Origin of the sequence: Pseudomonas sp. Irchel s3f10 (genome assembly GCF_900187515.1) — a bacterium.
Classification (GTDB): domain Bacteria; phylum Pseudomonadota; class Gammaproteobacteria; order Pseudomonadales; family Pseudomonadaceae; genus Aquipseudomonas; species Aquipseudomonas tensinigenes.
In genome coordinates, this window is record NZ_FYDZ01000023.1 from 21,115 (window position 1) to 45,197 (window position 24,083).

A 24,083-nucleotide genomic window follows, 5' to 3' on the forward strand; every position below is an offset into this window, starting at 1 on the left:
CCACCTTGCTTCAATCAACAGCAGAAGCGCTTCTGTAATACCGAAAAAATCTTACTCTTAACAAATTACTTTAACTTTCGAGCGCAGCTTTCAGTGCTGCATCAAGTTATTGGTCAAAAGTATCCGCCAGATTCTCGTTGCACCTCCTTTTATGCTCCTAAATCTCCGTTCTGTAAGGGTTTTCCTTTAATCCGCGCCTTGACGGTGTGGTGGGCGCATTCCTATAGTGTGCGCAAGTGGCGGAAAGTGGCATGAAGTGGGTTTTTTGAGCTCAAAACGATAAAAATTGGAGAAACGCAGACGTGTTTCGCGGAGCTAACGCTATCAGTCTCGACGCAAAGGGCCGTCTCGCTATGCCGAGCCGGTACCGTGACGAGCTCGATTCGCGCAGTTCCGGCCAATTGATCGTGACCATTGATGCCGTTGATCCGTGTTTGTGTGTCTATCCGCTCGACGAGTGGGAAATTATTGAAACCAAGTTGCGCGCGCTTCCTTCGCTTCGCGAAGAGAACCGTCGCCTGCAACGTTTGCTGATTGGTAATGCCGTCGACCTCGAACTCGATGGCAGTGGTCGTTTTCTGGTTCCACCGCGTCTGCGCGAATACGCCAAGCTCGATAAGCGCGCGATGCTGGTAGGCCAACTGAACAAGTTCCAATTGTGGGACGAGGATGCATGGAACGCGGTATCTGCCGCTGACCTTGCTGCTATTCAACAACCGGGCGCGATGCCTGATGAACTGCGTGATTTGATCCTGTGACTATTGATAGCGGCTTTAACCACATCACCGTACTGCTTGACGAAGCCGTCGAGGCTCTCGCCGTACGTCCTGATGGCTGCTATCTGGACGGTACGTTCGGGCGCGGCGGACACAGCCGTTTGATCCTCAGCCAGCTCGGCACGGACGGTCGGCTCATCGGATTCGACAAAGATCCACAAGCGATTGCCACCGGGCAAACGCTAGCGGCCGAAGACGGCCGCTTTGTCGTTGTGCAGCGCAGCTTTGCCGAGCTCGGTTCCGTCGTCGCTGAACAAGGTCTGAGCGGCAAGGTCAGCGGTATTCTGCTCGACCTCGGCGTGTCTTCGCCGCAGCTCGACGACGCTGAACGCGGCTTCAGCTTCCTCAACGACGGCCCGCTGGACATGCGCATGGATCCGTCCCGTGGCATCAGCGCTGCCGAATTCGTCAACACCGCGCCGGCTGAGGAAATCGCCCGGGTGTTCAAGGAATACGGCGAAGAGCGTTTCTCCGGGCGCATGGCGCGTGCCGTGGCCGAGCGTCGCGATATCAAGCCGTTCGAGCGCACTGCCGATCTGGCCGAAGTATTGAAGGTCGCCAACCCGGCATGGGAAAAGGGCAAGAACCCGGCCACCCGTGCATTCCAGGGTTTGCGCATTCACGTCAACAACGAACTGGGTGATCTGGAAGCCGGCCTCGAAGCCGCACTGGACGCTCTGGAAGTTGGCGGCCGTCTGGTGGTGATCAGCTTCCACTCGCTGGAAGACCGCATCGTCAAACTGTTCATGCGCAAGCTGGTGAAAGGCGAAGCGGACAACCTGCCGCGCAACCTGCCCGTACGCCACGTCGCGTTCGAACCGAAAATCAAAGTCCATGGCAAAGCGCAGACGGCCTCCGACGCCGAACTCAAAGCCAACCCACGTTCCCGTAGCGCCGTCATGCGCGTCGCGGAGAAGCTGCGGTGAGCAAGCTTTTCGCCAAGCCACTGCCCGGCGGCAGCTTTCTGATGCTGCTGCTGTTTGTCGGCGTGCTCGTCTCGGCCATTGCCGTGTCGTACAGCGCGCACTGGAACCGGCAGTTGCTCAACACCCTTTATAACGAACTCAGCGTGCGTGATAAGGCGCAGGCCGAGTGGGGGCGCTTGATTCTCGAGCAAAGCACCTGGACCGCGCACAGCCGCATCGAAGTGCTGGCCACCGAACAACTGAAAATGCACATCCCCGGCGCGGCTGACGTGAAGATGGTGGCGCCATGATGAAACTCGAAGGGGCACTGTTCCCATGGCGCTTCCGCCTGATGGTGGCGCTGCTCGGCATCATGGTCGCGGCGATCTGCTGGCGCATCATCGACTTGCAAGTGGTCGACCGTGACTTCCTCAAAGGTCAGGGCGACGCGCGCAGCCTGCGCCACATTCCAATTCCCGCTCACCGTGGTCTGATCACCGACCGTAACGGCGAGCCTTTGGCCGTGAGTACGCCGGTGACCACGCTGTGGGCCAACGCCAAGGAAATGCAAACGGCGAAAGAGAAGTGGCCGGCACTCGCCGCCGCGCTGGGTCAGGATCCGAAAGCCCTGACCGAACGCCTCGAAGCCCAGGCCAACAAAGAATTCATTTATCTGGTGCGCGGGCTGACCCCCGAGCAGGGCCAGTCTGTGCTCGATCTGAAAGTGCCGGGCGTCTACGGCATCGAAGAATTCCGCCGGTTCTACCCGGCCGGTGAAGTCACCGCGCACATGGTCGGGTTTACCGACATTGACGATCACGGTCGTGAAGGTGTCGAGCTGGCTTATGACGAATGGCTCGCCGGGGTGCCGGGCAAACGACAGGTCATCAAGGATCGGCGCGGTCGGCTGATCAAGGATGTCCAGGTCACCAAAAACGCCAAGGCCGGCAAGCCCTTGGCGTTGTCCATTGACCTGCGTTTGCAATATCTGGCCAACCGCGAGCTGCGCAACGCGATCATCGAGAACGGCGCCAAGGCTGGCAGTCTGGTGATCATGGACGTCAAGACCGGCGAAATTCTGGCCATGGTCAACCAGCCGACCTACAACCCGAACAACCGTCGCAACCTGCAGCCGGCGATGATGCGTAACCGCGCGATGATCGACGTGTTCGAACCGGGTTCGACCATGAAAGCCATCTCGATGGCTGCCGCAATCGAAACCGGCCGCTGGAAACCGAGCGACACCGTTGAGGTGTATCCGGGCTCCCTGCAGATTGGCAAATACACGATCAAGGACGTTTCCAAGAGTGAAGGTCCGGTGCTCGACCTGACCGGCATCCTGATCAATTCCAGTAACGTCGGCATGAGTAAGGTCGCCTTCGATATCGGCGGCGAAACGATTTTCCGCCTCGCGCAGAAAGTCGGCCTCGGCCAGGACACCGGCCTCGGCTTCCCGGGCGAACGTGTCGGCAACCTGCCGAACTACCGCGATTGGCGCAAGGCTGAAACCGCAACGCTTTCTTACGGCTACGGTATTTCCGTGACCGCGATTCAACTCGTCCACGCGTTCTCGGCGCTGGCCAACAACGGTCGTCTCGCGCCGCTGACCCTGATCAAAACCGACAAGCCGCCGCAGACCACGCAAGTGCTGCCGGAAGCCGTGGCGAAAACCCTGCAAGGCATGCTCACCCAAGTGATCGAAGCGCCGCGCGGCGTGTTCCGTGCGCAGGTGCCGGCGTATCACGTGGCGGGCAAGTCGGGTACTGCGCGTAAGACCTCGGTGGGCACCAAGGGCTACGCGGAAAACTCTTATCGCTCGCTGTTCGCCGGTTTCGGCCCGATGAGCGATCCGCGATACGCGATTGTTGTGGTGATCGATGAACCGTCCAAGGCCGGTTACTTCGGTGGTCTGGTTTCCGCGCCGGTGTTCAGCCGTGTGATGTCCGGCACCCTGCGCCTGATGAACGTGACGCCGGACAATCTGCCGACGACGCAACAAGCCAACGCCACCCCGGTCGTTCCGCTGAAAGCCAATGGAGGGCGCGGCTGATGTCATTAAGTCTGAACAAGATATTCCCCCACGCCGGCCACGATCTGTTGATCCGTGAATTGGCGCTGGACAGCCGCAACGTACGCGCAGGCGATTTGTTCCTCGCTGTGCCGGGCGGTAAATTCGACGGCCGTGCGCACATTGCCGATGCTCTGGCGCGCGGCGCTGCCGCTGTGGCCTATGAAGTGGAAGGCGCCACGGTGCTGCCGATCACTGACGTGCCGCTGATTCCGGTCAAAGGCCTGGCAGCGCAGTTGTCGGACATCGCCGGGCGTTTTTACGGCGAGCCGAGCCATCACCTGAATCTGATCGGCGTGACCGGCACCAACGGCAAGACCAGCGTGACCCAATTGGTTGCGCAGGCGCTGGATCTGCTCGGCCAGCATTGCGGCATCGTCGGGACCTTGGGGTCCGGTTTCTATGGCGCGCTGGAAAGCGGTCTGCACACCACGCCGAATCCGATCGCTGTGCAAGCGACCCTGGGCGACCTGAAAAAGGCCGGCGCCAAAGCCGTGGCCATGGAAGTCTCGTCTCACGGTCTGGATCAGGGCCGCGTCACGGCGCTGGCGTTCGACGTCGCGGTGATGACCAACCTGTCCCGCGATCATCTGGATTATCACGGCACTATGGAAGCGTACGCCGAGGCCAAGGCTAAGCTGTTCGCCTGGAATGATCTGAAGTGCCGCGTGGTCAACCTCGACGACGATTTCGGCCGGCAACTGGCCGCTGAAAAACGTGAATCGCGCCTGATCACCTACAGCCTGCTCGACAGCAGTGCCTATCTGTTCTGCCGTGAAGCGCAGTTCGACGACCATGGCGTGCGCGCCACGCTGGTCACCCCGCAGGGCGAACATCATCTGCGCAGCACGCTGCTCGGCCGCTTCAACCTGAGCAACGTTCTGGCGGCAGTCGGCGCATTGCTTGGCCTGGATTACGCGCTCGACGAAATTCTCAAAGTACTGCCGAAACTCGAAGGCCCGGCCGGTCGCATGCAGCGTCTCGGTGGTGGCACGCAGCCGTTGGTGGTGGTCGATTACGCCCACACCCCGGACGCGCTGGAAAAAGTCCTGAGCGCATTGCGCCCGCACGTCAAAGGTCAGCTGCTGTGCCTGTTCGGCTGCGGCGGTGACCGTGATCGCGGCAAGCGTCCGTTGATGGCCGAAGTGGTCGAGCGTCTGGCCGATCAGGTACTGGTCACCGATGACAATCCGCGCACCGAAGATCCTGCAGTGATTTTCGATGACATCCGCGCCGGTTTCACGGCTGTGGATAAAGTCACCTTCGTCGCCGGCCGTGGTCAGGCAATTGCACAACTGATAGCCGGCGCGTCCGCCGATGACGTGATTGTTCTGGCCGGTAAAGGTCATGAGGACTATCAGGAAATCAACGGCGAGCGCCACGCTTTCTCCGATCTGGTCGAGGCCGATCACGCCCTGACCGCTTGGGAGGTGGCCCATGCTTAAGGCCCTGAAACTCAGCGAACTGACCAACGCGCTCGACGCACGTTTGATCGCCGGCGATGCCAGCTTCGACGGCGTCAGCATCGACAGTCGCGCGATCCAGCCCGGCCAACTGTTTATTGCGTTGACCGGCCCGCGTTTTGACGGTCATGACTATCTGAACGATGTCGCTGGCAAAGGCGCCGTCGCTGCGCTGGTCGAGCGTGAAGTCGCCGACAGCACGCTGCCGCAACTGCTGGTCAAAGACACCCGTCAGGCCCTCGGCCAATTGGGTGCTTTGAACCGTGCTGCATTCACTCAGCCAGTCGCAGCGATCACTGGTTCCAGTGGCAAGACCACGGTCAAGGAAATGCTCGCGAGCATCCTGCGCACGCGCGGCCCGGTGCTGGCGACCCGTGGCAACTTGAATAATGACCTCGGCGCACCGCTGACCCTGCTCGAACTGGCCCCGGAGCACACTTCGGCTGTCATCGAACTGGGCGCCTCGCGTCTAGGCGAAATCGCTTACACAGTCGGGCTGACCAAACCGCACGTAGCGATCCTGAACAATGCCGGCACCGCGCACGTTGGTGAGTTTGGCGGGCCGGAAAAAATCGTTGAAGCCAAGGGTGAAATCATCGACGGTCTGGCAGCTGACGGCGTCGCCGTGCTCAACCTCGATGACAAGGCCTTCAGTATCTGGAAAACCCGTGCGGGCGCGCGCAAAGTGCTGACCTTCGCCCTGAGCAACCCTCAGGCGGATTTCTACGCCAGCGACCTGAGCACCGATGCCCGTGGTTGCCCGGCCTTCAATCTGCACACACCTGAAGGTGTCGAGCGCGTTCAACTGAACCTGCTCGGCACGCACAACGTCGCCAATTCCATGGCCGCCGCCGCTGCCGCATACGCCCTGGGCGTGTCGCTGTTCGGCATCGCCACCGGGCTTGGCGCCGTGCAACCGGTCAAGGGTCGCACCGTCGCGCAACTGGCGAAAAACGGCATGCGCGTGATCGATGACACTTACAACGCAAACCCCACCTCAATGTGCGCGGCCGTTGATATACTCGCCGGCTTTTCCGGCCGCACCGTCCTGGTGCTCGGAGATATCGGCGAGTTGGGCGATTGGGCGGAGCAGGGGCACCGCGACGTGGGCGAGTACGCCCGGGGCAAGGTTTCCGCGCTTTATGCCGTTGGGCCAAACATGGTTCACGCCGTAAACGCTTTCGGTGAACAGGCGCATCACTTCGGCAGCCAAGCCGAACTGATTCAGGCCCTCGACGCCGAGCAGGACACAAACACCACCATTTTGATCAAGGGTTCGCGCAGTGCAGCGATGGAAAACATCGTTGCGGCTCTGTGCGGGTCCAGTCTGGAGAAACATTAATGCTGCTGCTGCTAGCGGAGTATCTGCAACAGTTCTACAAAGGCTTCGCGGTCTTTCAGTACCTGACCCTGCGCGGGATCCTCGGTGTGCTGACCGCGCTGGTTTTGTCGCTGTGCTATGGCCCGTGGATGATCCGCACTTTGCAGAACCGTCAGATCGGTCAGTCCGTTCGTAATGATGGCCCGCAATCGCACCTGTCCAAGTCGGGCACCCCGACCATGGGCGGCGCGCTGATTCTGTCTTCGATCGGCGTCAGCACTCTGCTTTGGGCTGACCTGAGCAACCGCTACGTCTGGACTGTTCTGTTGGTGACGCTGTTGTTCGGCGCCATCGGCTGGGTCGACGATTACCGCAAAGTCATCGAGAAGAACTCCCGTGGCTTGCCTAGCCGCTGGAAGTATTTCTGGCAGTCGGTGTTCGGCCTCGGCGCGGCGATCTTCCTTTATATGACCGCTTCCACCCCGGTGGAAACCACGCTGATCCTGCCGATGCTCAAGGACTACAGCATTCCGCTGGGCCTCGGTTTCATCGTGCTGACCTACTTCGTGATCGTCGGTTCGAGCAACGCGGTCAACCTGACTGACGGCCTCGATGGCCTGGCAATCATGCCGACCGTGATGGTCGGCGGTGGCCTCGGCATCTTCTGCTACCTGTCGGGTAACGTGAAATTCGCTGAATACCTGTTGATCCCTTACGTGCCGGGTGCGGGCGAACTGATCGTGTTCTGCGGTGCGCTGATCGGTGCCGGTCTGGGCTTCCTCTGGTTCAACACCTATCCGGCGCAAGTGTTCATGGGCGACGTCGGTGCACTCGCGCTCGGCGCGGCACTGGGCACCATCGCGGTGATCGTCCGTCAGGAAATCGTCCTGTTCATCATGGGCGGCGTGTTCGTGATGGAAACCCTGTCAGTCGTCATTCAGGTTGCGTCCTTTAAACTGACCGGTCGCCGTGTGTTCCGCATGGCACCGATCCACCACCATTTTGAACTCAAGGGCTGGCCCGAGCCGCGCGTGATCGTCCGTTTCTGGATCATCACCGTGATTCTCGTGTTGATCGGCCTTGCCACCCTGAAGCTGAGGTAGAACGAGTGTCTCTGATCGCTTCTGACCACTTCCGCATCGTTGTCGGCCTCGGCAAGAGCGGCATGTCCCTGGTTCGCTTCCTGGCGAACCGGGGCACGTCGTTTGCCGTCGCCGATACGCGGGAAAATCCACCGGAACTGGCCACGCTCAAGCGTGACTATCCGCACGTGGAAGTGCGTTGTGGCGAGCTGGACGTCGAATTCCTCTGCCGTGCCGACGAGCTCTACGTGAGCCCCGGCCTGGCACTGGCGACCCCGGCCCTGCAAGCCGCTGCGGCCCGTGGCGTGAAACTGTCCGGCGACATCGAGCTGTTCGCGCGTAACGCGCGGGCGCCGATCGTGGCCATCAGCGGTTCCAACGCGAAGAGCACCGTCACCACCCTGGTTGGCGAGATGGCGGCAGCGGCCGGCAAACGTGTCGCCGTCGGCGGCAACCTCGGCACCCCGGCGTTGGACCTGCTCAGCGACGATGTCGAGCTGTACGTGATGGAATTGTCGAGCTTTCAGCTGGAAACCACCGACCAGCTCAACGCTGAAGTGGCCACCGTGCTGAACATCAGCGAAGACCACATGGATCGCTACAGCGGCCTGCCGGCGTACCACCTGGCCAAGCACCGGATTTTCCGTGGCGCGAAGCAGTTCGTGGTCAACCGTCAGGATGCGCTGACCCGTCCGTTGATGGGCGAGGGCCAGCCGTGCTGGACCTTCGGTCTGAGCAAACCGGATTTCAAAGCCTTCGGTATCCGCGAAGAAGACGGCGAGAAGTATCTGGCCTTCGAATTCCAGAACCTGATGCCGGTGCGTGAACTGAAGATTCGCGGCGCCCATAACCAGTCCAACGCCCTCGCGGCATTGGCGCTTGGGCATGCCGTGGGCTTGCCGTTCGACGCCATGCTCTCGGCCTTGCGTACCTTCGCCGGTCTCGAACATCGCTGCCAGTGGGTACGTGATCTCGACGGCGTGGCTTACTACAACGATTCCAAGGCCACCAACGTTGGCGCAGCACTGGCCGCCATCGAAGGCTTGGGCGCGGATATCGACGGCAAGGTCATCCTGATCGCCGGTGGCGATGGCAAGGGTGCCGAATTCAACGATCTGCGTGATCCGGTGGCGGCCAACTGCCGCGCCGTGATCCTGATGGGCCGCGACTCCGACAAGATCGGCGCAGCCATCGGCGATGCCGTGCCGCTGATTCGCGCGACCTCGCTGGTCGACGCCGTCGCACAATGCCGCGCCGCCGCCCAGCCGGGTGATGTGGTGCTGCTGTCGCCGGCCTGCGCCAGTTTCGACATGTTCAAGAACTATGAAGATCGTGGTCACCAGTTCGTCCGCGCTGTGGAGGACCTGGCATGAGCCTGTTCAATATCATCAAGCCGTACCCGTCGCCGATTATCACCGGGCGCGGCATCGACCTCGATTTCCCGATGCTCGCCGGTTGCTTGGCGCTGCTCGGTCTCGGTTTGATCATGATCGCCTCGGCTTCCACCGAAGTCGCGGCGGCGCAGTCGGGCAGTCCGCTGTATTACATGATTCGCCACCTTATTTATGTGGTGCTCGGTTTGGGCGCGTGCATCGTCACCATGATGATTCCGATCGCCACCTGGCAACGTCTCGGCTGGCTGATGCTGATCGGTGCGTTCGGCTTGCTGGTGATGGTGATCATCCCCGGCATCGGTCGCGAAGTGAACGGTTCGATGCGCTGGATCGGTTTCAGCTTCTTCAACGTGCAGCCGTCCGAGATCGCCAAAGTGTTCGTGGTGATCTACCTCGCCGGTTATCTGGTGCGCCGTCAGAAAGAAGTGCGCGAGAGCTGGATGGGCTTCTTCAAGCCATTCATCGTGCTGCTGCCAATGGCCGGTCTGTTGCTGATGGAGCCGGACTTCGGTGCCACCGTGGTGATGATGGGCGCTGCGGCGGCGATGCTATTCCTTGGCGGGGTCGGGCTGTTCCGCTTCTCGCTGATGGTGGTATTGGCGGTCGGCGCCGTGGTGCTGTTGATCCAGATGCAGCCGTATCGAATGGCGCGTCTGACCAACTTCGCCGACCCGTGGGCCGACCAGTTCGGCGCCGGTTATCAGTTATCGCAAGCCTTGATCGCTTTCGGTCGCGGCGAATGGCTGGGCGTCGGTCTGGGCAACAGCGTGCAGAAGCAGTTCTACCTGCCGGAAGCGCACACCGACTTCGTCTTCTCGGTATTGGCCGAAGAACTCGGCGCGGTCGGTTCGCTGTGCACCGTTGCGCTGTTCGTGTTCGTGTGTATTCGCGGGATGTACATCGGCCTGTGGGCGGAGAAAGCCAAACAGTTCTTCGCCGCTTATGTGGCTTACGGTTTGTCGTTCCTGTGGATTGGTCAGTTCCTGATCAACATCGGCGTGAACGTCGGCTTGTTGCCAACCAAAGGTCTGACCTTGCCGTTTCTCAGTTACGGCGGCAGTTCGTTGGTGATCTGCTGTGCCTGCCTCGGTTTGTTATTGAGGATTGAGTGGGAGAGTCGAACCCACCTGGGCAGTGAAGAGATGGAATTCCATGAGAGCGACTTCGCCGAGGAGCCGAATCATGGGCGCTAACGTATTGATCATGGCCGGCGGAACCGGCGGCCACGTGTTCCCGGCGCTGGCCTGTGCCCGCGAGTTTCAGGCGCGCGGTTACACCGTGCACTGGCTCGGCACGCCACGCGGGATCGAGAACGAACTGGTGCCGGCCGCAGGGCTGGAACTGCACCGCATCAACGCCACCGGCCTGCGCGGCAAGGGCAAGCTGTCGCTGCTCAAGGCGCCGTTCATGCTGCTGAAATCGGTGTGGCAGGCGCGGGCGATCATTCGTCGCTTGAAGCCAGTGTGTGTGGTCGGCTTCGGTGGTTATGTGACTGGCCCCGGTGGTCTTGCCGCGAAACTGGCCGGCGTGCCGGTGATCGTTCACGAGCAGAACGCCGTGGCCGGCACCGCCAATCGGTTGCTGGTGCCGTTCGCCGCCCGAGTGTGTGAAGCGTTCCCCGACACCTTTACTCTGTCGGACACCCGCCGTACCACCGGAAACCCGGTGCGCAGCGAGCTGTTCCTCGACACATCGCGACCAGCCCTGGCCGGTCGCAAAGCGCGTTTGCTGATCCTCGGCGGAAGCCTGGGCGCAGAACCGTTGAACAAGTTGCTGCCTGAAGCCCTGGCCCAAGTCGCTGCCGATTTGCGCCCGGAAGTGTTCCATCAGGCCGGCAAAAACCACGATGAAGTGACTGCAGAGCGCTACCGCGCCGCCGGCGTCGATGCGCAGGTGCAGCCGTTCATCAAAGACATGGCCCAGGCCTATGGCTGGGCTGACCTGGTGGTGTGCCGCGCAGGCGCGTTGACCATCAGTGAGCTGGCTGCCGCCGGTCTGCCCTCGATGCTGGTGCCTTTGCCCCACGCGATCGACGATCACCAGACCCGCAACGCCGATTATTTGGCCCGTGAAGGCGCTGCCTTCCTGATGCCGCAAAGAACGACTGGTGCCGCGGACCTTGCCGCGCGCCTGACAGAGGTCTTGATGCAACCGCAACGACTCGAAGATATGGCCCAAGCGGCCCGCCGTCTGGCGAAACCCGATGCCACCCGTAGCGTGGTCGATACCTGTCTGGAGGTGGCCCATGGTTGAGAATCAGAAAGCCATGCCGCAACCGGAAATGCGCCGCATCCGTCGCATCCACTTCGTCGGTATCGGCGGCGTGGGCATGTGCGGTATCGCCGAAGTGTTGTTGAACCTGGGCTATGAAGTCTCTGGTTCCGACCTGAAGGCTTCGCCGGTCACCGAGCGCCTGGAATCGTTCGGCGCGCACATCTATATCGGCCACCGCGCCGAGAACGCCGCGACCGCCGATGTGCTGGTGGTGTCGAGCGCTGTGAACACCTCCAACCCGGAAGTCGCGACTGCGCTTGAGCGCCGCATTCCGGTGGTGCCGCGCGCAGAAATGCTCGCCGAGCTGATGCGCTATCGCCACGGCATCGCCGTCGCCGGTACGCACGGCAAAACCACCACCACCAGCCTGATCGCTTCGGTGTTCGCCGCCGGTGGTCTGGACCCGACGTTCGTGATTGGGGGTCGTCTGAATGCCGCGGGCACCAATGCCCAACTGGGCACCAGCCGTTACCTGATCGCCGAAGCCGATGAGAGCGATGCGAGCTTCCTGCACCTGCAACCGCTGGTGGCCGTGGTCACCAACATCGACGCCGACCACATGGCGACCTACGACGGTGACTTCAACAAGCTGAAGAAAACCTTCGTCGAGTTCCTGCACAACCTGCCGTTCTACGGTTTGGCGGTGATGTGCCTGGACGATCCGGTGGTGCGTGAAATCCTCCCGCTGGTGAAACGTCCGACCGTGACCTACGGCTTCAGCGAAGACGCTGACGTCCGCGCGATCAATATTCGCCAGCAAGGCATGCAGACCTTCTTCACCGTGTTACGTCCGGATCGTGAGCCGCTGGATGTTTCCGTGAACATGCCGGGCAACCACAACGTGCTCAATTCGCTGGCGACCATTTGCATCGCCACCGACGAAGGCGTCAGCGATGAAGCCATCGTCCAGGGCCTGTCGGGTTTCCAGGGCGTTGGTCGACGCTTCCAGGTCTACGGTGAACTGCCGGTGGACGGCGGCAACGTGATGCTGGTCGATGACTACGGTCACCACCCGACCGAAGTCGCCGCAGTGATCAAAGCCGTGCGCGGTGGCTGGCCGGAGCGCCGTCTGGTGATGGTGTACCAGCCGCACCGTTACAGCCGCACCCGCGATCTGTACGACGACTTCGTCAATGTATTGGCCGATGCCAACGTGCTGCTGCTGATGGAAGTCTATCCGGCCGGCGAAGAGCCGATCCCGGGCGCCGACAGCCGCAAGCTGTGCAACAGCATCCGTCAGCGCGGTCAGCTCGACCCGATCTACATCGAGCGTGGCGTCGATCTGGCGCCGCTGGTCAAGCCGCTGCTGCGTGCCGGCGACATCCTGCTGTGCCAGGGCGCTGGTGATATCGGCGGTCTCGCGCCGAAGCTGTTGAAAAGTGAATTGTTCGCTGGCGCCGTGGCGGCGTCGGTCGAGGGGAAGTTGAAATGACTGCTGCCTACGCCAACCTGTTCTCCACCATCGCGCCGAAAGACTTCGGCCGCGTCGCCGTGCTCTTCGGCGGCCTGAGTGCCGAGCGTGAGGTGTCGCTGAAATCCGGTAACGCCGTGCTCGACGCACTGCAAAGCGCTGGCGTGGACGCATTCGGCATCGACGTTGGCGACGACATTCTGCAACGTCTGCTCAGCGAAAAGATCGACCGCGCCTTCATCATTCTTCACGGCCGTGGCGGTGAAGACGGCTCCATGCAGGGCCTGCTCGAAGTGGCGGGTATTCCGTACACCGGCAGCGGCATTCTGGCTTCGGCACTGGCGATGGACAAACTGCGCACCAAGCAGGTCTGGCACAGCCTCGGGATTCCGACGCCGCGTCACGCCGTGCTGTGCAGCGAAGCTGATTGTATTTCGGCAGCGACGGAACTGGGCTTCCCTTTGATCGTCAAACCGGCGCATGAAGGTTCAAGTATCGGGATGGCCAAAGTGAGTTCTGCGTCCGAGTTGATCGACGCATGGAAAGCGGCCAGTACCTACGATTCGCAAGTCTTGGTTGAGCAATGGATTCAAGGTCCGGAGTTCACCATCGCCACCCTGCGTGACCAGGTGTTGCCTCCTATCGCCCTGGGTACACCGCACACGTTCTACGACTACGACGCCAAGTACATCGCCAACGATACCCAGTACCGCATTCCGTGCGGGCTGGATGCCGCCAAGGAACAGGAACTCATGGATCTCACGGCCAAGGCCTGTGAGGCGCTGGGTATTGCCGGTTGGGGCAGGGCGGACGTGATGCAGGACGCCGACGGGCAGTTCTGGTTTCTGGAAGTGAACACCGCTCCGGGCATGACCGATCACAGTCTGGTGCCGATGGCCGCGCGTGCGGCCGGTCTGGATTTCCAGCAACTGGTTCTGGCCATTCTGGCCGCCAGTGTTGAAGACGCTCGAGGTTAAGACGATGCAAGGCGCTCAGCTCCGACATCAGCCTCCCGCACCCGGCCGCAAGCCGGTGCCACGGGGTGCCAGCCGAATGGTGGCGAAAGAGCCGATGTCCGCGCGCCTGCCGAAAGCCAATTTCAGCTTTCTGAAAAGTCTGTTCTGGCCGGTGCTGCTGGTGGTGCTGGGCTTTGGTACTTACGAAGGCGCGACGCGTCTGCTGCCGTACGCCGACCGGCCGATCACCAAGATCGCCGTGCAGGGCGACCTGAGCTACATCAGCCAGCAAGCGGTGCAGCAGCGTATCGCCCCATATGTGGCGTCGAGCTTCTTCACCATCGACCTGGCCGGTATGCGCACCGAGCTTGAGCAGATGCCGTGGATCGCCCACGCCGAAGTACGTCGGGTGTGGCCGGACCAGGTGGTGATCCGCCTCGAAGAGCAACTGCCAGTGGCGCGTTGGGGCGATGAGTCGTTACTGAACAACCAGGGCCAGGCGTTTACGCCAAAGGAGCTGGCGAACTACGAACACCTGCCACAGCTGTTCGGCCCACAACGGGCCCAGCAGCAAGTGATGCAGCAGTATCAGGTGCTGAGCCAGATGCTGCGGCCGTTGGGCTTTTCGATTGCACGCCTGGAACTGCGTGAACGCGGAAGCTGGTTCCTGACCACCGGTGCCGGCAGTTCTGGCCCCGGCATCGAGTTGCTGCTGGGACGCGGCAACCTGGTGGAAAAGATGCGCCGTTTTATCGCCATCTATGACAAGACGCTTAAAGACCAGATTACGAACATTGCGCGCATCGATCTGCGCTACGCCAACGGCCTCGCTGTTGGCTGGCGGGAACCAGTAGCGCCGACGACAGCCCAACCCGCTGTCGCAAAGAATTAAGAAGAGGCAGGACCCATGGCAAACGTGCAAAGCGGCAAAATGATCGTCGGTCTCGATATCGGCACCTCCAAGGTGGTGGCGCTGGTCGGCGAGGTCTCCGACGACGGCTCGCTGGAAATCGTCGGGATCGGTACCCATCCGTCCCGTGGCCTGAAGAAGGGCGTGGTGGTCAACATCGAGTCCACCGTGCAATCGATCCAGCGCGCGATCGAAGAAGCCCAACTGATGGCGGGCTGCCGCATTCACTCGGCGTTCGTCGGCGTGGCGGGCAATCACATCCGCAGCCTGAACTCCCACGGCATCGTCGCGATCCGCGATCGTGAAGTCAGCTCGGCTGACCTTGAGCGCGTCCTCGACGCTGCTCAGGCTGTGGCGATTCCGGCAGACCAACGCGTGCTGCACACCCTGCCGCAGGATTACGTGATCGATAACCAGGAAGGCGTTCGCGAACCACTGGGCATGTCCGGCGTACGTCTGGAAGCCAAGGTTCACGTGGTCACCTGCGCCGTCAACGCCGCACAGAACATTGAAAAATGCGTGCGTCGCTGCGGTCTGGAAATCGACGACATCATTCTCGAGCAATTGGCCTCGGCCTACTCGGTACTGACCGATGACGAGAAAGAGTTGGGCGTGTGCCTGGTCGATATCGGCGGCGGCACCACCGACATCGCGATCTTCACCGAAGGCGCGATCCGTCACACCGCAGTGATCCCGATTGCCGGTGACCAGGTGACCAACGACATCGCCATGGCGTTGCGCACTCCGACCCAGTACGCCGAAGAAATCAAGATCCGCTACGCCTGCGCTCTGGCCAAGCTGGCCGGTGCCGGTGAAACCATCAAGGTGCCAAGCGTTGGCGACCGTCCACCGCGCGAACTGTCGCGTCAGGCGCTGGCCGAAGTGGTCGAGCCACGTTACGACGAACTGTTCACGCTGATTCAGGCCGAGCTGCGTCGCAGCGGCTACGAAGACCTGATCCCGGCCGGCATCGTCCTGACCGGCGGTACGTCGAAGATGGAAGGCGCCACTGAACTGGCCGAGGAAATCTTCCACATGCCGGTCCGCCTCGGTGTGCCGCATGGCGTGAAAGGCCTGGATGACGTGGTGCGCAACCCGATTTATTCCACTGGCGTTGGCTTGTTGATGTACGGCCTGCAAAAGCAGTCCGACGGGGTTTCGTTCTCCGGCATCGGCAGCCGCGACAGCTACAGCAACGAAGAGCCACAGGCGCCGTTGCTGGACCGATTGAAGAAGTGGGTTCAAGGCAACTTCTAAAGCTTTACCGCAACACCGCAACAAAAAAGCAGTAGGCGAAAAAACTAGAGAATGTAAGGAGAGGGAAAATGTTCGAACTCGTAGACAACATCCCCGCAAGCCCGGTAATCAAAGTTATCGGTGTTGGCGGTGGCGGCGGCAACGCTGTCAATCACATGGTCAAGAGCAACATCGAAGGCGTTGAATTCATCTGCGCCAACACTGATGCTCAAGCGCTGAAAAACATCGGCGCGCGCACCATTCTGCAACTGGGCACCGGCGTGACCAAAGGTCTGGGCGCTGGCGCCAACCCTGAAGTAGGTCGTCAGGCCGCTCTCGAAGACCGTGAGCGCATTGCCGAAGTCCTGCAGGGCACCAACATGGTGTTCATCACCACTGGCATGGGCGGCGGTACCGGTACCGGTGCTGCGCCGATCATCGCCGAAGTGGCCAAGGAAATGGGCATTCTGACCGTTGCGGTCGTAACGCGTCCGTTCCCGTTCGAAGGCCGCAAGCGGATGCAGATCGCCGATGAAGGCATCCGCATGCTCTCGGAAAGCGTCGACTCGTTGATCACCATTCCCAACGAGAAGCTGCTGACCATCCTCGGTAAAGACGCCAGCCTGCTGTCGGCTTTCGCCAAGGCTGACGATGTACTGGCCGGTGCCGTTCGCGGTATCTCCGACATCATCAAGCGTCCGGGCATGATCAACGTCGACTTCGCCGACGTGCGTACCGTGATGAGCGAAATGGGCATGGCGATGATGGGCACTGGCTGCGCCAGCGGTCCGAACCGTGCACGTGAAGCCACTGAGGCGGCGATCCGCAACCCGCTGCTGGAAGACGTGAACCTGCAAGGCGCACGCGGCATCCTGGTGAACATCACCGCCGGTCCTGACCTGTCTCTGGGTGAGTACTCCGACGTGGGTAGCATCATCGAAGCCTTCGCTTCCGAGCACGCCATGGTCAAGGTCGGTACCGTTATCGATCCGGACATGCGCGACGAGCTGCACGTAACTGTAGTTGCCACTGGTCTGGGCGCGAAAATCGAGAAGCCTGTCAAGGTCATCGACAACACCGTTCACACCTCCATGGCTTCCGCCCAGGTGCAACAACCGGCTCCGGCCCGTCAGGAAGCGCCAGCGGTGAACTACCGTGATCTGGACCGTCCGACCGTCATGCGCAACCAGGCTCAGGCCGGTGCTGCGGCTGCCGCGAAGATGAATCCGCAAGATGATCTGGACTACCTGGACATCCCGGCTTTCCTGCGTCGTCAGGCCGATTGATGGAATGTATCAGGGCTATGAAGGTGATTGGTGTTCAGCAAAGGCATGGTCTGCTATCATCGCCAGCCTTTGTTGATACCAGTTCGCAATTTGCGCTGAAGCGGCCCAAGCCATGATTAAACAACGCACACTGAAAAATATTATCCGTGCCACAGGTGTAGGCCTGCACTCCGGTGAGAAGGTCTATCTGACCCTCAAGCCTGCGCCTGTCGACACTGGCATTGTGTTTTGTCGCGCTGACCTCGACCCTGTGGTGCAGATTCCTGCCCGCGCGGAAAACGTCGGTGAAACCACTATGTCGACGACGCTGATCAACGGCGACGTCAAAGTGGACACGGTAGAGCACTTGCTCTCGGCCATGGCTGGCCTGGGCATCGATAACGCCTACGTCGAGCTCTCCGCGTCCGAAGTCCCGATCATGGATGGCAGCGCTGGACCATTCGTATTCCTGATTCAATCGGCAGGCCTGGAAGAACAGGACGCCGCCAAGAAATTCATCCGCATCCTGCGTGAAGTGACAGTGGAAGACGGCGACAAGCGCGCCACTTTCGTCCCTTTCGAAGGGTTCAAGGTGAGCTTCGAGATCGATTTCGATCACCCGGTATTCCGGGACCGCACCCAAAGTGCAAGCGTGGATTTTTCCAGCACTTCGTTCGTAAAAGAAGTCAGCCGCGCCCGTACCTTTGGTTTCATGAGTGATATCGAGTACCTGCGCAAGCACAACCTCGCACTCGGCGGCAGCGTTGAAAACGCAATCGTGGTCGATGCTGATGGCGTGTTGAACGAAGATGGTCTTCGCTATGAAGACGAATTCGTGAAGCACAAGATCCTCGATGCGATTGGCGACCTGTACCTGCTGGGTAACAGCCTGATTGGTGAGTTCAAGGGCTTCAAGTCCGGTCATGCACTGAACAACCAGCTGCTGCGCAAGTTGATTGAGCAGACAGATGCGTGGGAAGTGGTGACGTTCGAAGACGCCAGCACCGCACCAATCTCTTACATGCGCCCTGTTGCGGCAGTGTAAGTAAAAAACCTCTCTAGTTTTTTGAAGGCCATCCTCGGATGGCCTTTTTTTATGCCTGCGGTTTTTGTGTTGCCTGGGCCGGCCTCATCGCGAGCAGGCTCACTCCTACAGGGGCACGCATTTCAAATGTAGGAGTGAGCCTGCTCGCGATAGGGCCGGTGAGGCCCCAGCAAACCTATCAGGCAGCCACCACCACCCGATTGCGCCCACCTTCCTTGGCCTGATACAACGCCTTGTCCGCCGCAAACAGCAACTGCTCCAGGGTCATCTCACTCGCCGCCGTCCACGTCGCGATGCCAATACTCACGGTCATCGGCCGCTCGGCTCCGTCGACCAATGGCAACTGCTCCACCGCCTGACGAATATGCTCGGCAAGCTGCTGTGCGCCGTGACCGTCGGTCTCGGCGAGAATCACCGAAAACTCCTCACCCCCATAACGCGCCACCAGATCCGCCGGTCGCCGCACACTTTCAGTAATGACCCTGGCCAGCGTCTTCAACGCCTGATCCCCGGCCTGATGCCCATGGCGGTCATTGAAGGCCTTGAAGTGATCGGCATCGATCATCATCACCGACATCGGTTTACCCGAGCGCTGAGCGCGGAACCACTCGTGACGCAATGCCTGATCAAGCATCCGACGATTGGCCACCCCCGTCAGCGCGTCGGTGGCGGCCAATTGCGCCAGTTCGTGCTCGGCACGCTGACGTCGGCGCAACTCGCGGGCCAGCAACCAGGTCAGCCATAACAAACCCACGCACAGCACGCCGGTGGCCCCACTGATCAACAGCGCGGTGCGGCGCCAGGTGCCGAACACCTCGTCGCTGGACAGCGCGACCATCACGATCAACGGCAGATTGCCGACCCGCGAATAGGTATACAGGCGTTGTTGATGGTCGATGCTCGAAACGCTATTGAAACTGCCATTGCCACTCTTGTCGCGCAGTATCCGTATCACGTTGGGCCGGTTGCCGAAGCTTTTGCCGATGGAATCACTTTGCAGATAAGGCTTCTGCGCCAGCAGGACGCCGTCGTTGTCGATGATGTTCAGCGTACTGTCTTTGCCGATGTCGAGGCTGTTGAACAACTGGTCGAAGTAGTCGAGCTTCATCGACGCCACGGCCACGCCTGCAAACTCACCGGTCTGCGAGGAAATCCGTCGGCTGAAACTGATCCGCCATTGATTGGCTTCGTCGCAGTCGCAGCGGGTCTTGAACGGCCGGCTGATAAACATACCGACATCGCGGTTGAGCGCGTGGGCAAGGAAGTAGTCGCGGTCGGCAAAGTTGCCCGGTTTCGGCTCGATTCGCGAAGAGTCGGCGACCACATCGCCGTGTTTGTCGAGCAACAGGATGTCGCCCTTGAAGCGCGCCGTGGTGGAGCGGTCGAACAGCGCCAGATGACGGATCTGCGGTGAGACAGTTTGCAGATCATCGCGTTGGGCGGCAGCGATCAGGCCTTGCAAGGTCAGGTCGTACAGCTCGACCGTGCGCAGCACATCAGCGTCGATCAGTTGCGCGATAGTGGTGGCGCTGCGGGTGGCCGATTCCTGAGCGTTGGCGTGCTCGCGGATCAGCAGGAACGTGACGATGCACAGAATCGCGATCACGGTCAGCAAACTGCCGCAGATCAGCAGCAGTTCGGGGCGTCCGGTCTTGCCCGCAACGGGTGGGGTACGGCTCGCGATCATGATTGGGCTGTCGGTTGGGGGGAGTCTTATAAGCGTAGTAGGCCAAACACCACAGCCGAAGCCAGAAACCATTCCCAATGTGGGAGCGAGCCTGCTCGCGAAAGCGGCGTGTCATTCAACATAGATGTCGATTGATTGACCGCCTTCGCGAGCAGGCTCGCTCCCACAGGGTGCATCACTGAATTCAAGACGCTGTTATGGCGCCGATCTTAGAAGACGTTGATCGGGTAGTCGATGATGACGCGGTATTCATCTGTGTCTGAATCGATCGCGCCGTAACCATTGCCACCGCGGTTGGTCGCCCATTGCAAGTGCACCGCCAGATCCTTGGCCTGACCGCTTTGCACAACGTACTGCAAATCGAGATCGCGCTCCCAATGCTTGGCGTTGCGGCCGTCGGCGCTGTACCAGTTGGAATAGCCTTTGCTGTTCGGATCCACCTTGGTCAGGTCCACCGTACCGCGCGAATAGGAGACTGCCGAGGTCAGCCCCGGCACGCCGACACCGGCGAAGTCGTAGGCGTATTTGAGTTTCCACGAGCGCTCGTTCGGGCCGTTGAAGTCGGAATACTGCTGGGAGTTGTCGAGGTAAACGCTGTCGCCCTGGCTGATGTAGTCGAACGGCGTGTTGCCGTTGACCCGCTGATATGCGGCGGTGACGCTGTGATTACCGACGCCAACGGTGAAATGCAGGCTGTAGGTGTTGTTGTCAATGTTGCCCAGCAGCGCATCACCGGTGTCTTGCGTGTGATAGAAGTGCAAACCCGGGTTGAGGCTGACCAGATCGCTCAACTGCCAAGTGTAGTCGAGATCGTAGTAGTACTGGTTCCAGATGTCTTTGAGCTCAGAGGCGTACAGGCTGCTGGTCAAGCCTTCGACACCGCTCCAGGCCACACCGGCCCAGTTCAGGTGCTGACTTTCATCGCCATCGGCCAATGTCCCGTAGGAAGTGCCAATGCGCGTGTGACCACTCTGGTTGTAAGGCTTGGTGAAACTCGCCTGGCCGCCTTCGATCAACCAGCCATCGAAGCTGTGGTTGGTCAGGCTCACACCACGGAAAGTCTGCGGCAGCATGCGTGTTTCACCGCCAGCAATGACCGGGTTGGTGAGGAACAGGTCGCCGGCCTTCAATTCGGTATCGAACGCACGCATTTTCAACGTGCCCCCGGCGGTGGAGAACGCTCCCGGTGCTTTGCCGCCATTCTCTCGGACCGGCAGGATGCTCGAACCGTCGGTGCCGCCACCGCCATCCAGCTTCAACCCGAGCATGGCGTGGGCATCAATGCCGAAACCGACCGTGCCTTCGCTGTAACCCGACTTGAAAATCCCAAGAAAGCCTTGGCCCCACTCGATGTTGTCGTCCGCTTTCTGCAAGCGGTTGCGATTCATGTAGTAGTTGCGGGCGTTGAGGTTGAGGCTCGAACCCTCGACGAAGCCCTCTTTAGCGGGTTCTTCAGCGTGAGCGGCAGGGGCAATCGTTGCGGCAATTGCAATGAACAGCGGAGTGAAACGGACTGGGTAACGCACGTGCAATGGAGCTCCTTGGGTCAACTGGCACCTCTATATTTTGAGGCGCTCAATGTTTCTTGTTGTTACAGACGAACCAAACGGCTTTCAGACCACAACGAAAAAAGGCCGCTGAAAGGCAGCGGCCTGGAATGACGACAGTTGAACGGGAAGAGCCAAACAACCGCGTCGAGGGAAACGTTGGCGCGGTGCGCGACTCAGCTGTCTTTCTCGCTTGCTTGAGTCTGGGAAGTGGCAGCCTGTGGGGCTTGCGAGGCGTCCTGAGCCTTAGCCATCACTTCGGCCTGATGCTGATCGAAGGCCTGAGCGCGAGCGACATTTTGCGCCACGAACGACTGCGATTCTTCAGCCATCGCCATCGGCGACAGGATCAATGAGGACAAAACGAACGCGCTGGCAATACCCATACTGTTGGACATCTTGAAAACCTTCTCGCTTGGCGAGTGCTGTTTGGTGCGGGCAAAGATAAGGTTGCCGGGCGTTGGGAAACAGCGTGATTTTCATAAATGACTGTTGCGCGGGAGGTAAAAGTCGAAGATCGCGGTGCAGCCAAGAGCAACCCCCTCACCCCAGCCCTCTCCCCCAAGGGGGCGAGGGGGAAAGGGAGCAGATCTTCATGATTTTCAGAATCTGAGTTCGACTGGATATTTCAGGTCGGTGTAACTCGAAAGAACACCACGGTCAGTCCCCTCTCCCTCCGGGAGAGGGTTAGGGTGAGGGGCTTTTCAAACCGGCAAATAAATCCCGAAGGTATTCATCCCCCGATCACTGCGCACAAACACATCTCCACCATGCATCAGCGCAATCGCCTTGACGATCGCCAGCCCCAGCCCATGGTTATTGCCACTGTTGCTACGCGACGCATCGACCCGATAAAAGCGCTCAAACAGCCGTGGCAAATGCTCACTGGCAATCGGCGATCCGGGGTTGGCCACACCAATACTCACCTGATGCGCTTCAACCTCAATCCGTACCTCGATCACCTGTCCCGGCCCGGTGTGCTGCACCGCGTTGCTGAGCAAGTTGATCAACGCCCGGCGCAAATGCGCGACCTCGATCTGCACCAGCGCATCACCGCTGACCTGCACCTGAACCTGCGCGTCCTCGAGAATGAAATCCAGATATTCCAGCGTCGTTGCCACCTCATCAGCCAGCGAAGTGGAGGTGAGTTTGGTCGCCTTGTTGCCCTGATCGGCACTGGCAAGAAACAGCATATCGTTGATGATCGAGCGCAACCGTTCCAGCTCTTCAAGATTCGATTGCAGCACTTCGAAATAGTGTTCGGCAGAGCGCCCACGGGTCAGTGCCACTTGCGTCTGGCCGATCAGATTGGTCAGCGGCGAACGCAGTTCATGGGCGACGTCGGCGTTGAACGACTCCAGTCGCGAGTAGGCCTGTTCGACCCGTTCCAGCGTCGAGTTGAACGAGTCGACAAACTGCGCAAGCTCCGGTGGCAGCGGCGACAAACGCAAGCGCCCGGCCCTTAATGGGGGCGCCAAGCGTTGAGCTTCGTGGGACAGTTTGATCAACGGCTTGAGACCAATCCGCGCGACCCAATAACCCAGCGCCGAAGCCATCAGCACGCCGACAATCGCCAGCCCGATCAGCGCGATCAAGAGGTTGTGTTGAGTCTCGTGGAAGGTCTCGGTATCGATGCCGATCATGAAGCGCAGCGGCGGGCGCTGATCCTTGGCCGGCAACTCGGTCAGCAGCACCTTCAGCGGATACGGCTGGCCGGGCAACTGCAAGTCATGCATGCCCACTGGCCTTTGGGCGAAAGCGCGGATCGCGGCATCCGGCTGGCCGAATTCATAACCCGGATCATTACTTACCACCCAGAAACGAATGCGTTTGTCTTCTTCGCCGAGCAGCTTCAACTTGGCGTTGATCTTCAGCCAATGCTCCGGCGTGCCGAAGCGATTGAGCGCAGATTCAAGCACGCTGTAACGCGCATCCAGCTCGGCTTCCGGGAGCAATCCCAGGCCTTTGTCGACCTGCTGATACAGCGCGCCGCCGATCAACAGAAACACCACTAACGCCACCAGCGTGAACATTCCACTGAGGCGCAGGGCAATCGAGTTACTGGACACCACGGCTCTCCAGCACATAACCCATGCCGCGAATGGTGTGCAGCAGTTTCTCGTCGAACGGCCCGTCGAGCTTGGCGCGCAGGCGTTTGATCGCCACTTCGACAACGTTGGCATCGCTGTCGAAATTGATGTCCCAGACCATCTCGGCAATGGCAGTTTTCGAGAGGATTTCACCTTGGCGGCGGGCGAGAACACTGAGCAGAGAAAATTCCTTGGCCGTCAGATCCAGTCGGGTGCCGGCGCGGGTGGCCTTGCGGCTGATCAGATCTATCCACAGGTCGGCGATGCTCACTTGCACCGGTTCATGGCCGCCGCTGCGCCGGGTAAGCGCTTGCAGGCGCGCGACCAGTTCGAGGAAGGAAAACGGTTTGCCGAGGTAATCGTCGGCACCGTCGCGCAGGCCTTTGATGCGGTCTTCGACGCGCTCGCGGGCGGTGAGCATGATCACCGGGGTCTGCTTGCGTGCACGCAACGCGCGCAGTACGCCGAAGCCGTCGAGGCCCGGCAACATGACGTCGAGGACGATCACCGCGTAGTCGCTTTCCAGCGCCAGATGCAGACCCTCGACGCCGTCGCGGGCCAGATCCACGGTGTAACCCTGTTCCGTCAGACCGCGGTGCAGATAGTCCGCGGTTTTTTCCTCGTCTTCGATAATCAGAACGCGCATGACCCTG

At 60.4% G+C, this 24,083-nt stretch carries 21 protein-coding genes; 16 read left to right on the top strand and 5 right to left on the bottom strand.

Annotated elements, in window-relative coordinates:
• The first annotated feature begins 302 nt into the window (after window positions 1-302).
• The 16 genes from mraZ (at window position 303) to lpxC (ending at window position 18,106) form a co-directional block, all read left to right on the top strand.
• The gene (gene mraZ, locus CKW17_RS28410; protein ID WP_007917012.1) at window positions 303-758 is read left to right on the top strand and encodes a division/cell wall cluster transcriptional repressor MraZ; all 456 of its coding nucleotides are present in this window, start codon (window positions 303-305) and stop codon (window positions 756-758) included.
• Window positions 755-1,702 carry a 16S rRNA (cytosine(1402)-N(4))-methyltransferase RsmH gene (gene rsmH / locus CKW17_RS28415; RefSeq protein WP_007917010.1) on the top strand — a complete coding sequence of 316 codons (948 nt, stop codon included), beginning with the start codon at window positions 755-757 and terminating at the stop codon, window positions 1,700-1,702. The genes mraZ and rsmH overlap by 4 nt, the downstream gene beginning before the upstream one ends.
• The gene (ftsL, locus tag CKW17_RS28420) at window positions 1,699-1,992 is read left to right on the top strand and encodes a cell division protein FtsL (RefSeq protein WP_095123194.1); all 294 of its coding nucleotides are present in this window, start codon (window positions 1,699-1,701) and stop codon (window positions 1,990-1,992) included. The genes rsmH and ftsL overlap by 4 nt, the downstream gene beginning before the upstream one ends.
• The gene (locus CKW17_RS28425; RefSeq protein WP_176470136.1) at window positions 1,992-3,731 is read left to right on the top strand and encodes a penicillin-binding protein 2; all 1,740 of its coding nucleotides are present in this window, start codon (window positions 1,992-1,994) and stop codon (window positions 3,729-3,731) included. The genes ftsL and CKW17_RS28425 overlap by 1 nt, the downstream gene beginning before the upstream one ends.
• Window positions 3,731-5,194 carry a UDP-N-acetylmuramoyl-L-alanyl-D-glutamate--2,6-diaminopimelate ligase gene (locus CKW17_RS28430; RefSeq protein ID WP_095123198.1) on the top strand — a complete coding sequence of 488 codons (1,464 nt, stop codon included), beginning with the start codon at window positions 3,731-3,733 and terminating at the stop codon, window positions 5,192-5,194. The genes CKW17_RS28425 and CKW17_RS28430 overlap by 1 nt, the downstream gene beginning before the upstream one ends.
• The gene (gene murF / locus CKW17_RS28435) at window positions 5,187-6,554 is read left to right on the top strand and encodes a UDP-N-acetylmuramoyl-tripeptide--D-alanyl-D-alanine ligase (protein ID WP_095123200.1); all 1,368 of its coding nucleotides are present in this window, start codon (window positions 5,187-5,189) and stop codon (window positions 6,552-6,554) included. The genes CKW17_RS28430 and murF overlap by 8 nt, the downstream gene beginning before the upstream one ends.
• On the top strand, window positions 6,554-7,636 hold the full coding sequence (gene mraY / locus CKW17_RS28440; RefSeq protein ID WP_007917000.1) for a phospho-N-acetylmuramoyl-pentapeptide-transferase: 1,083 nt from the start codon (window positions 6,554-6,556) through the stop codon (window positions 7,634-7,636). Before murF ends, mraY begins: the two co-directional genes overlap by 1 nt.
• 5 nt (window positions 7,637-7,641) lie before the next feature.
• Entirely contained in the window at window positions 7,642-8,988 is a 1,347-nt protein-coding gene (murD, locus tag CKW17_RS28445) for a UDP-N-acetylmuramoyl-L-alanine--D-glutamate ligase (RefSeq protein WP_095123202.1), read from the top strand.
• The gene (gene ftsW, locus CKW17_RS28450) at window positions 8,985-10,202 is read left to right on the top strand and encodes a putative lipid II flippase FtsW (protein WP_016987575.1); all 1,218 of its coding nucleotides are present in this window, start codon (window positions 8,985-8,987) and stop codon (window positions 10,200-10,202) included. The genes murD and ftsW overlap by 4 nt, the downstream gene beginning before the upstream one ends.
• On the top strand, window positions 10,192-11,262 hold the full coding sequence (gene murG, locus CKW17_RS28455) for an undecaprenyldiphospho-muramoylpentapeptide beta-N-acetylglucosaminyltransferase (protein ID WP_064392864.1): 1,071 nt from the start codon (window positions 10,192-10,194) through the stop codon (window positions 11,260-11,262). Before ftsW ends, murG begins: the two co-directional genes overlap by 11 nt.
• Window positions 11,255-12,715: a UDP-N-acetylmuramate--L-alanine ligase gene (gene murC / locus CKW17_RS28460; protein WP_095123203.1), complete on the top strand. Its 1,461-nt coding sequence runs from the start codon at window positions 11,255-11,257 to the stop codon at window positions 12,713-12,715. Before murG ends, murC begins: the two co-directional genes overlap by 8 nt.
• Window positions 12,712-13,671 carry a D-alanine--D-alanine ligase gene (locus CKW17_RS28465; RefSeq protein ID WP_095123205.1) on the top strand — a complete coding sequence of 320 codons (960 nt, stop codon included), beginning with the start codon at window positions 12,712-12,714 and terminating at the stop codon, window positions 13,669-13,671. The genes murC and CKW17_RS28465 overlap by 4 nt, the downstream gene beginning before the upstream one ends.
• A 4-nt stretch (window positions 13,672-13,675) precedes the next feature.
• Window positions 13,676-14,542, top strand: a complete 867-nt coding sequence (locus CKW17_RS28470; protein WP_007916989.1) for a cell division protein FtsQ/DivIB — start codon at window positions 13,676-13,678, stop codon at window positions 14,540-14,542.
• Window positions 14,543-14,557: 15 nt separating this feature from the next.
• Window positions 14,558-15,817 (top strand): cell division protein FtsA, encoded by a 1,260-nt coding sequence (gene ftsA, locus CKW17_RS28475; RefSeq protein WP_007916987.1) that lies wholly within the window; start codon window positions 14,558-14,560, stop codon window positions 15,815-15,817.
• Between the two features lie 68 nt (window positions 15,818-15,885).
• Entirely contained in the window at window positions 15,886-17,082 is a 1,197-nt protein-coding gene (gene ftsZ, locus CKW17_RS28480) for a cell division protein FtsZ (RefSeq protein WP_016986475.1), read from the top strand.
• Window positions 17,083-17,194: 112 nt separating this feature from the next.
• On the top strand, window positions 17,195-18,106 hold the full coding sequence (gene lpxC, locus CKW17_RS28485) for a UDP-3-O-acyl-N-acetylglucosamine deacetylase (RefSeq protein WP_007916984.1): 912 nt from the start codon (window positions 17,195-17,197) through the stop codon (window positions 18,104-18,106).
• 178 nt (window positions 18,107-18,284) lie between these two features.
• On the opposite strand, the gene CKW17_RS28490 is transcribed toward lpxC, so the two are convergent.
• From CKW17_RS28490 to CKW17_RS28510, 5 genes are all read right to left on the bottom strand, one after another.
• Window positions 18,285-19,793, bottom strand: a complete 1,509-nt coding sequence (locus tag CKW17_RS28490; protein ID WP_095123207.1) for a sensor domain-containing diguanylate cyclase — start codon at window positions 19,791-19,793, stop codon at window positions 18,285-18,287.
• Between the two features lie 209 nt (window positions 19,794-20,002).
• Complete coding sequence (locus tag CKW17_RS28495) at window positions 20,003-21,319, bottom strand: OprD family porin (RefSeq protein ID WP_095123244.1); 1,317 nt, start codon at window positions 21,317-21,319, stop codon at window positions 20,003-20,005.
• A gap of 197 nt (window positions 21,320-21,516) precedes the next feature.
• Complete coding sequence (locus tag CKW17_RS28500; RefSeq protein ID WP_077574472.1) at window positions 21,517-21,738, bottom strand: hypothetical protein; 222 nt, start codon at window positions 21,736-21,738, stop codon at window positions 21,517-21,519.
• Window positions 21,739-22,044: 306 nt separating this feature from the next.
• Entirely contained in the window at window positions 22,045-23,409 is a 1,365-nt protein-coding gene (locus CKW17_RS28505; protein WP_095123209.1) for a heavy metal sensor histidine kinase, read from the bottom strand.
• A complete protein-coding gene (locus CKW17_RS28510) occupies window positions 23,399-24,076 on the bottom strand; it encodes a heavy metal response regulator transcription factor (protein WP_007916978.1) in 678 nt (225 codons plus the stop codon). Before CKW17_RS28510 ends, CKW17_RS28505 begins: the two co-directional genes overlap by 11 nt.
• Window positions 24,077-24,083: the final 7 nt, after the last annotated feature.

Excerpts from the sequence above, each read along its gene's own strand:
- CKW17_RS28425 (WP_176470136.1), top strand. The coding sequence starts at position 1,992 with ATGAAACTCGAAGGGGCACTGTTCCCATGGCGCTTCCGCCTGATGGTG.
- CKW17_RS28430 (WP_095123198.1), top strand. The coding sequence starts at position 3,731 with ATGTCATTAAGTCTGAACAAGATATTCCCCCACGCCGGCCACGATCTG.
- murF (WP_095123200.1), top strand. The coding sequence starts at position 5,187 with ATGCTTAAGGCCCTGAAACTCAGCGAACTGACCAACGCGCTCGACGCA.
- mraY (WP_007917000.1), top strand. The coding sequence starts at position 6,554 with ATGCTGCTGCTGCTAGCGGAGTATCTGCAACAGTTCTACAAAGGCTTC.
- ftsW (WP_016987575.1), top strand. The coding sequence starts at position 8,985 with ATGAGCCTGTTCAATATCATCAAGCCGTACCCGTCGCCGATTATCACC.
- murG (WP_064392864.1), top strand. The coding sequence starts at position 10,192 with ATGGGCGCTAACGTATTGATCATGGCCGGCGGAACCGGCGGCCACGTG.
- murC (WP_095123203.1), top strand. The coding sequence starts at position 11,255 with ATGGTTGAGAATCAGAAAGCCATGCCGCAACCGGAAATGCGCCGCATC.
- CKW17_RS28465 (WP_095123205.1), top strand. The coding sequence starts at position 12,712 with ATGACTGCTGCCTACGCCAACCTGTTCTCCACCATCGCGCCGAAAGAC.
- CKW17_RS28470 (WP_007916989.1), top strand. The coding sequence starts at position 13,676 with ATGCAAGGCGCTCAGCTCCGACATCAGCCTCCCGCACCCGGCCGCAAG.
- ftsA (WP_007916987.1), top strand. The coding sequence starts at position 14,558 with ATGGCAAACGTGCAAAGCGGCAAAATGATCGTCGGTCTCGATATCGGC.
- ftsZ (WP_016986475.1), top strand. The coding sequence starts at position 15,886 with ATGTTCGAACTCGTAGACAACATCCCCGCAAGCCCGGTAATCAAAGTT.
- lpxC (WP_007916984.1), top strand. The coding sequence starts at position 17,195 with ATGATTAAACAACGCACACTGAAAAATATTATCCGTGCCACAGGTGTA.
- CKW17_RS28490 (WP_095123207.1), bottom strand. The coding sequence starts at position 19,793 with ATGATCGCGAGCCGTACCCCACCCGTTGCGGGCAAGACCGGACGCCCC.
- CKW17_RS28500 (WP_077574472.1), bottom strand. The coding sequence starts at position 21,738 with ATGTCCAACAGTATGGGTATTGCCAGCGCGTTCGTTTTGTCCTCATTG.
- CKW17_RS28510 (WP_007916978.1), bottom strand. The coding sequence starts at position 24,076 with ATGCGCGTTCTGATTATCGAAGACGAGGAAAAAACCGCGGACTATCTG.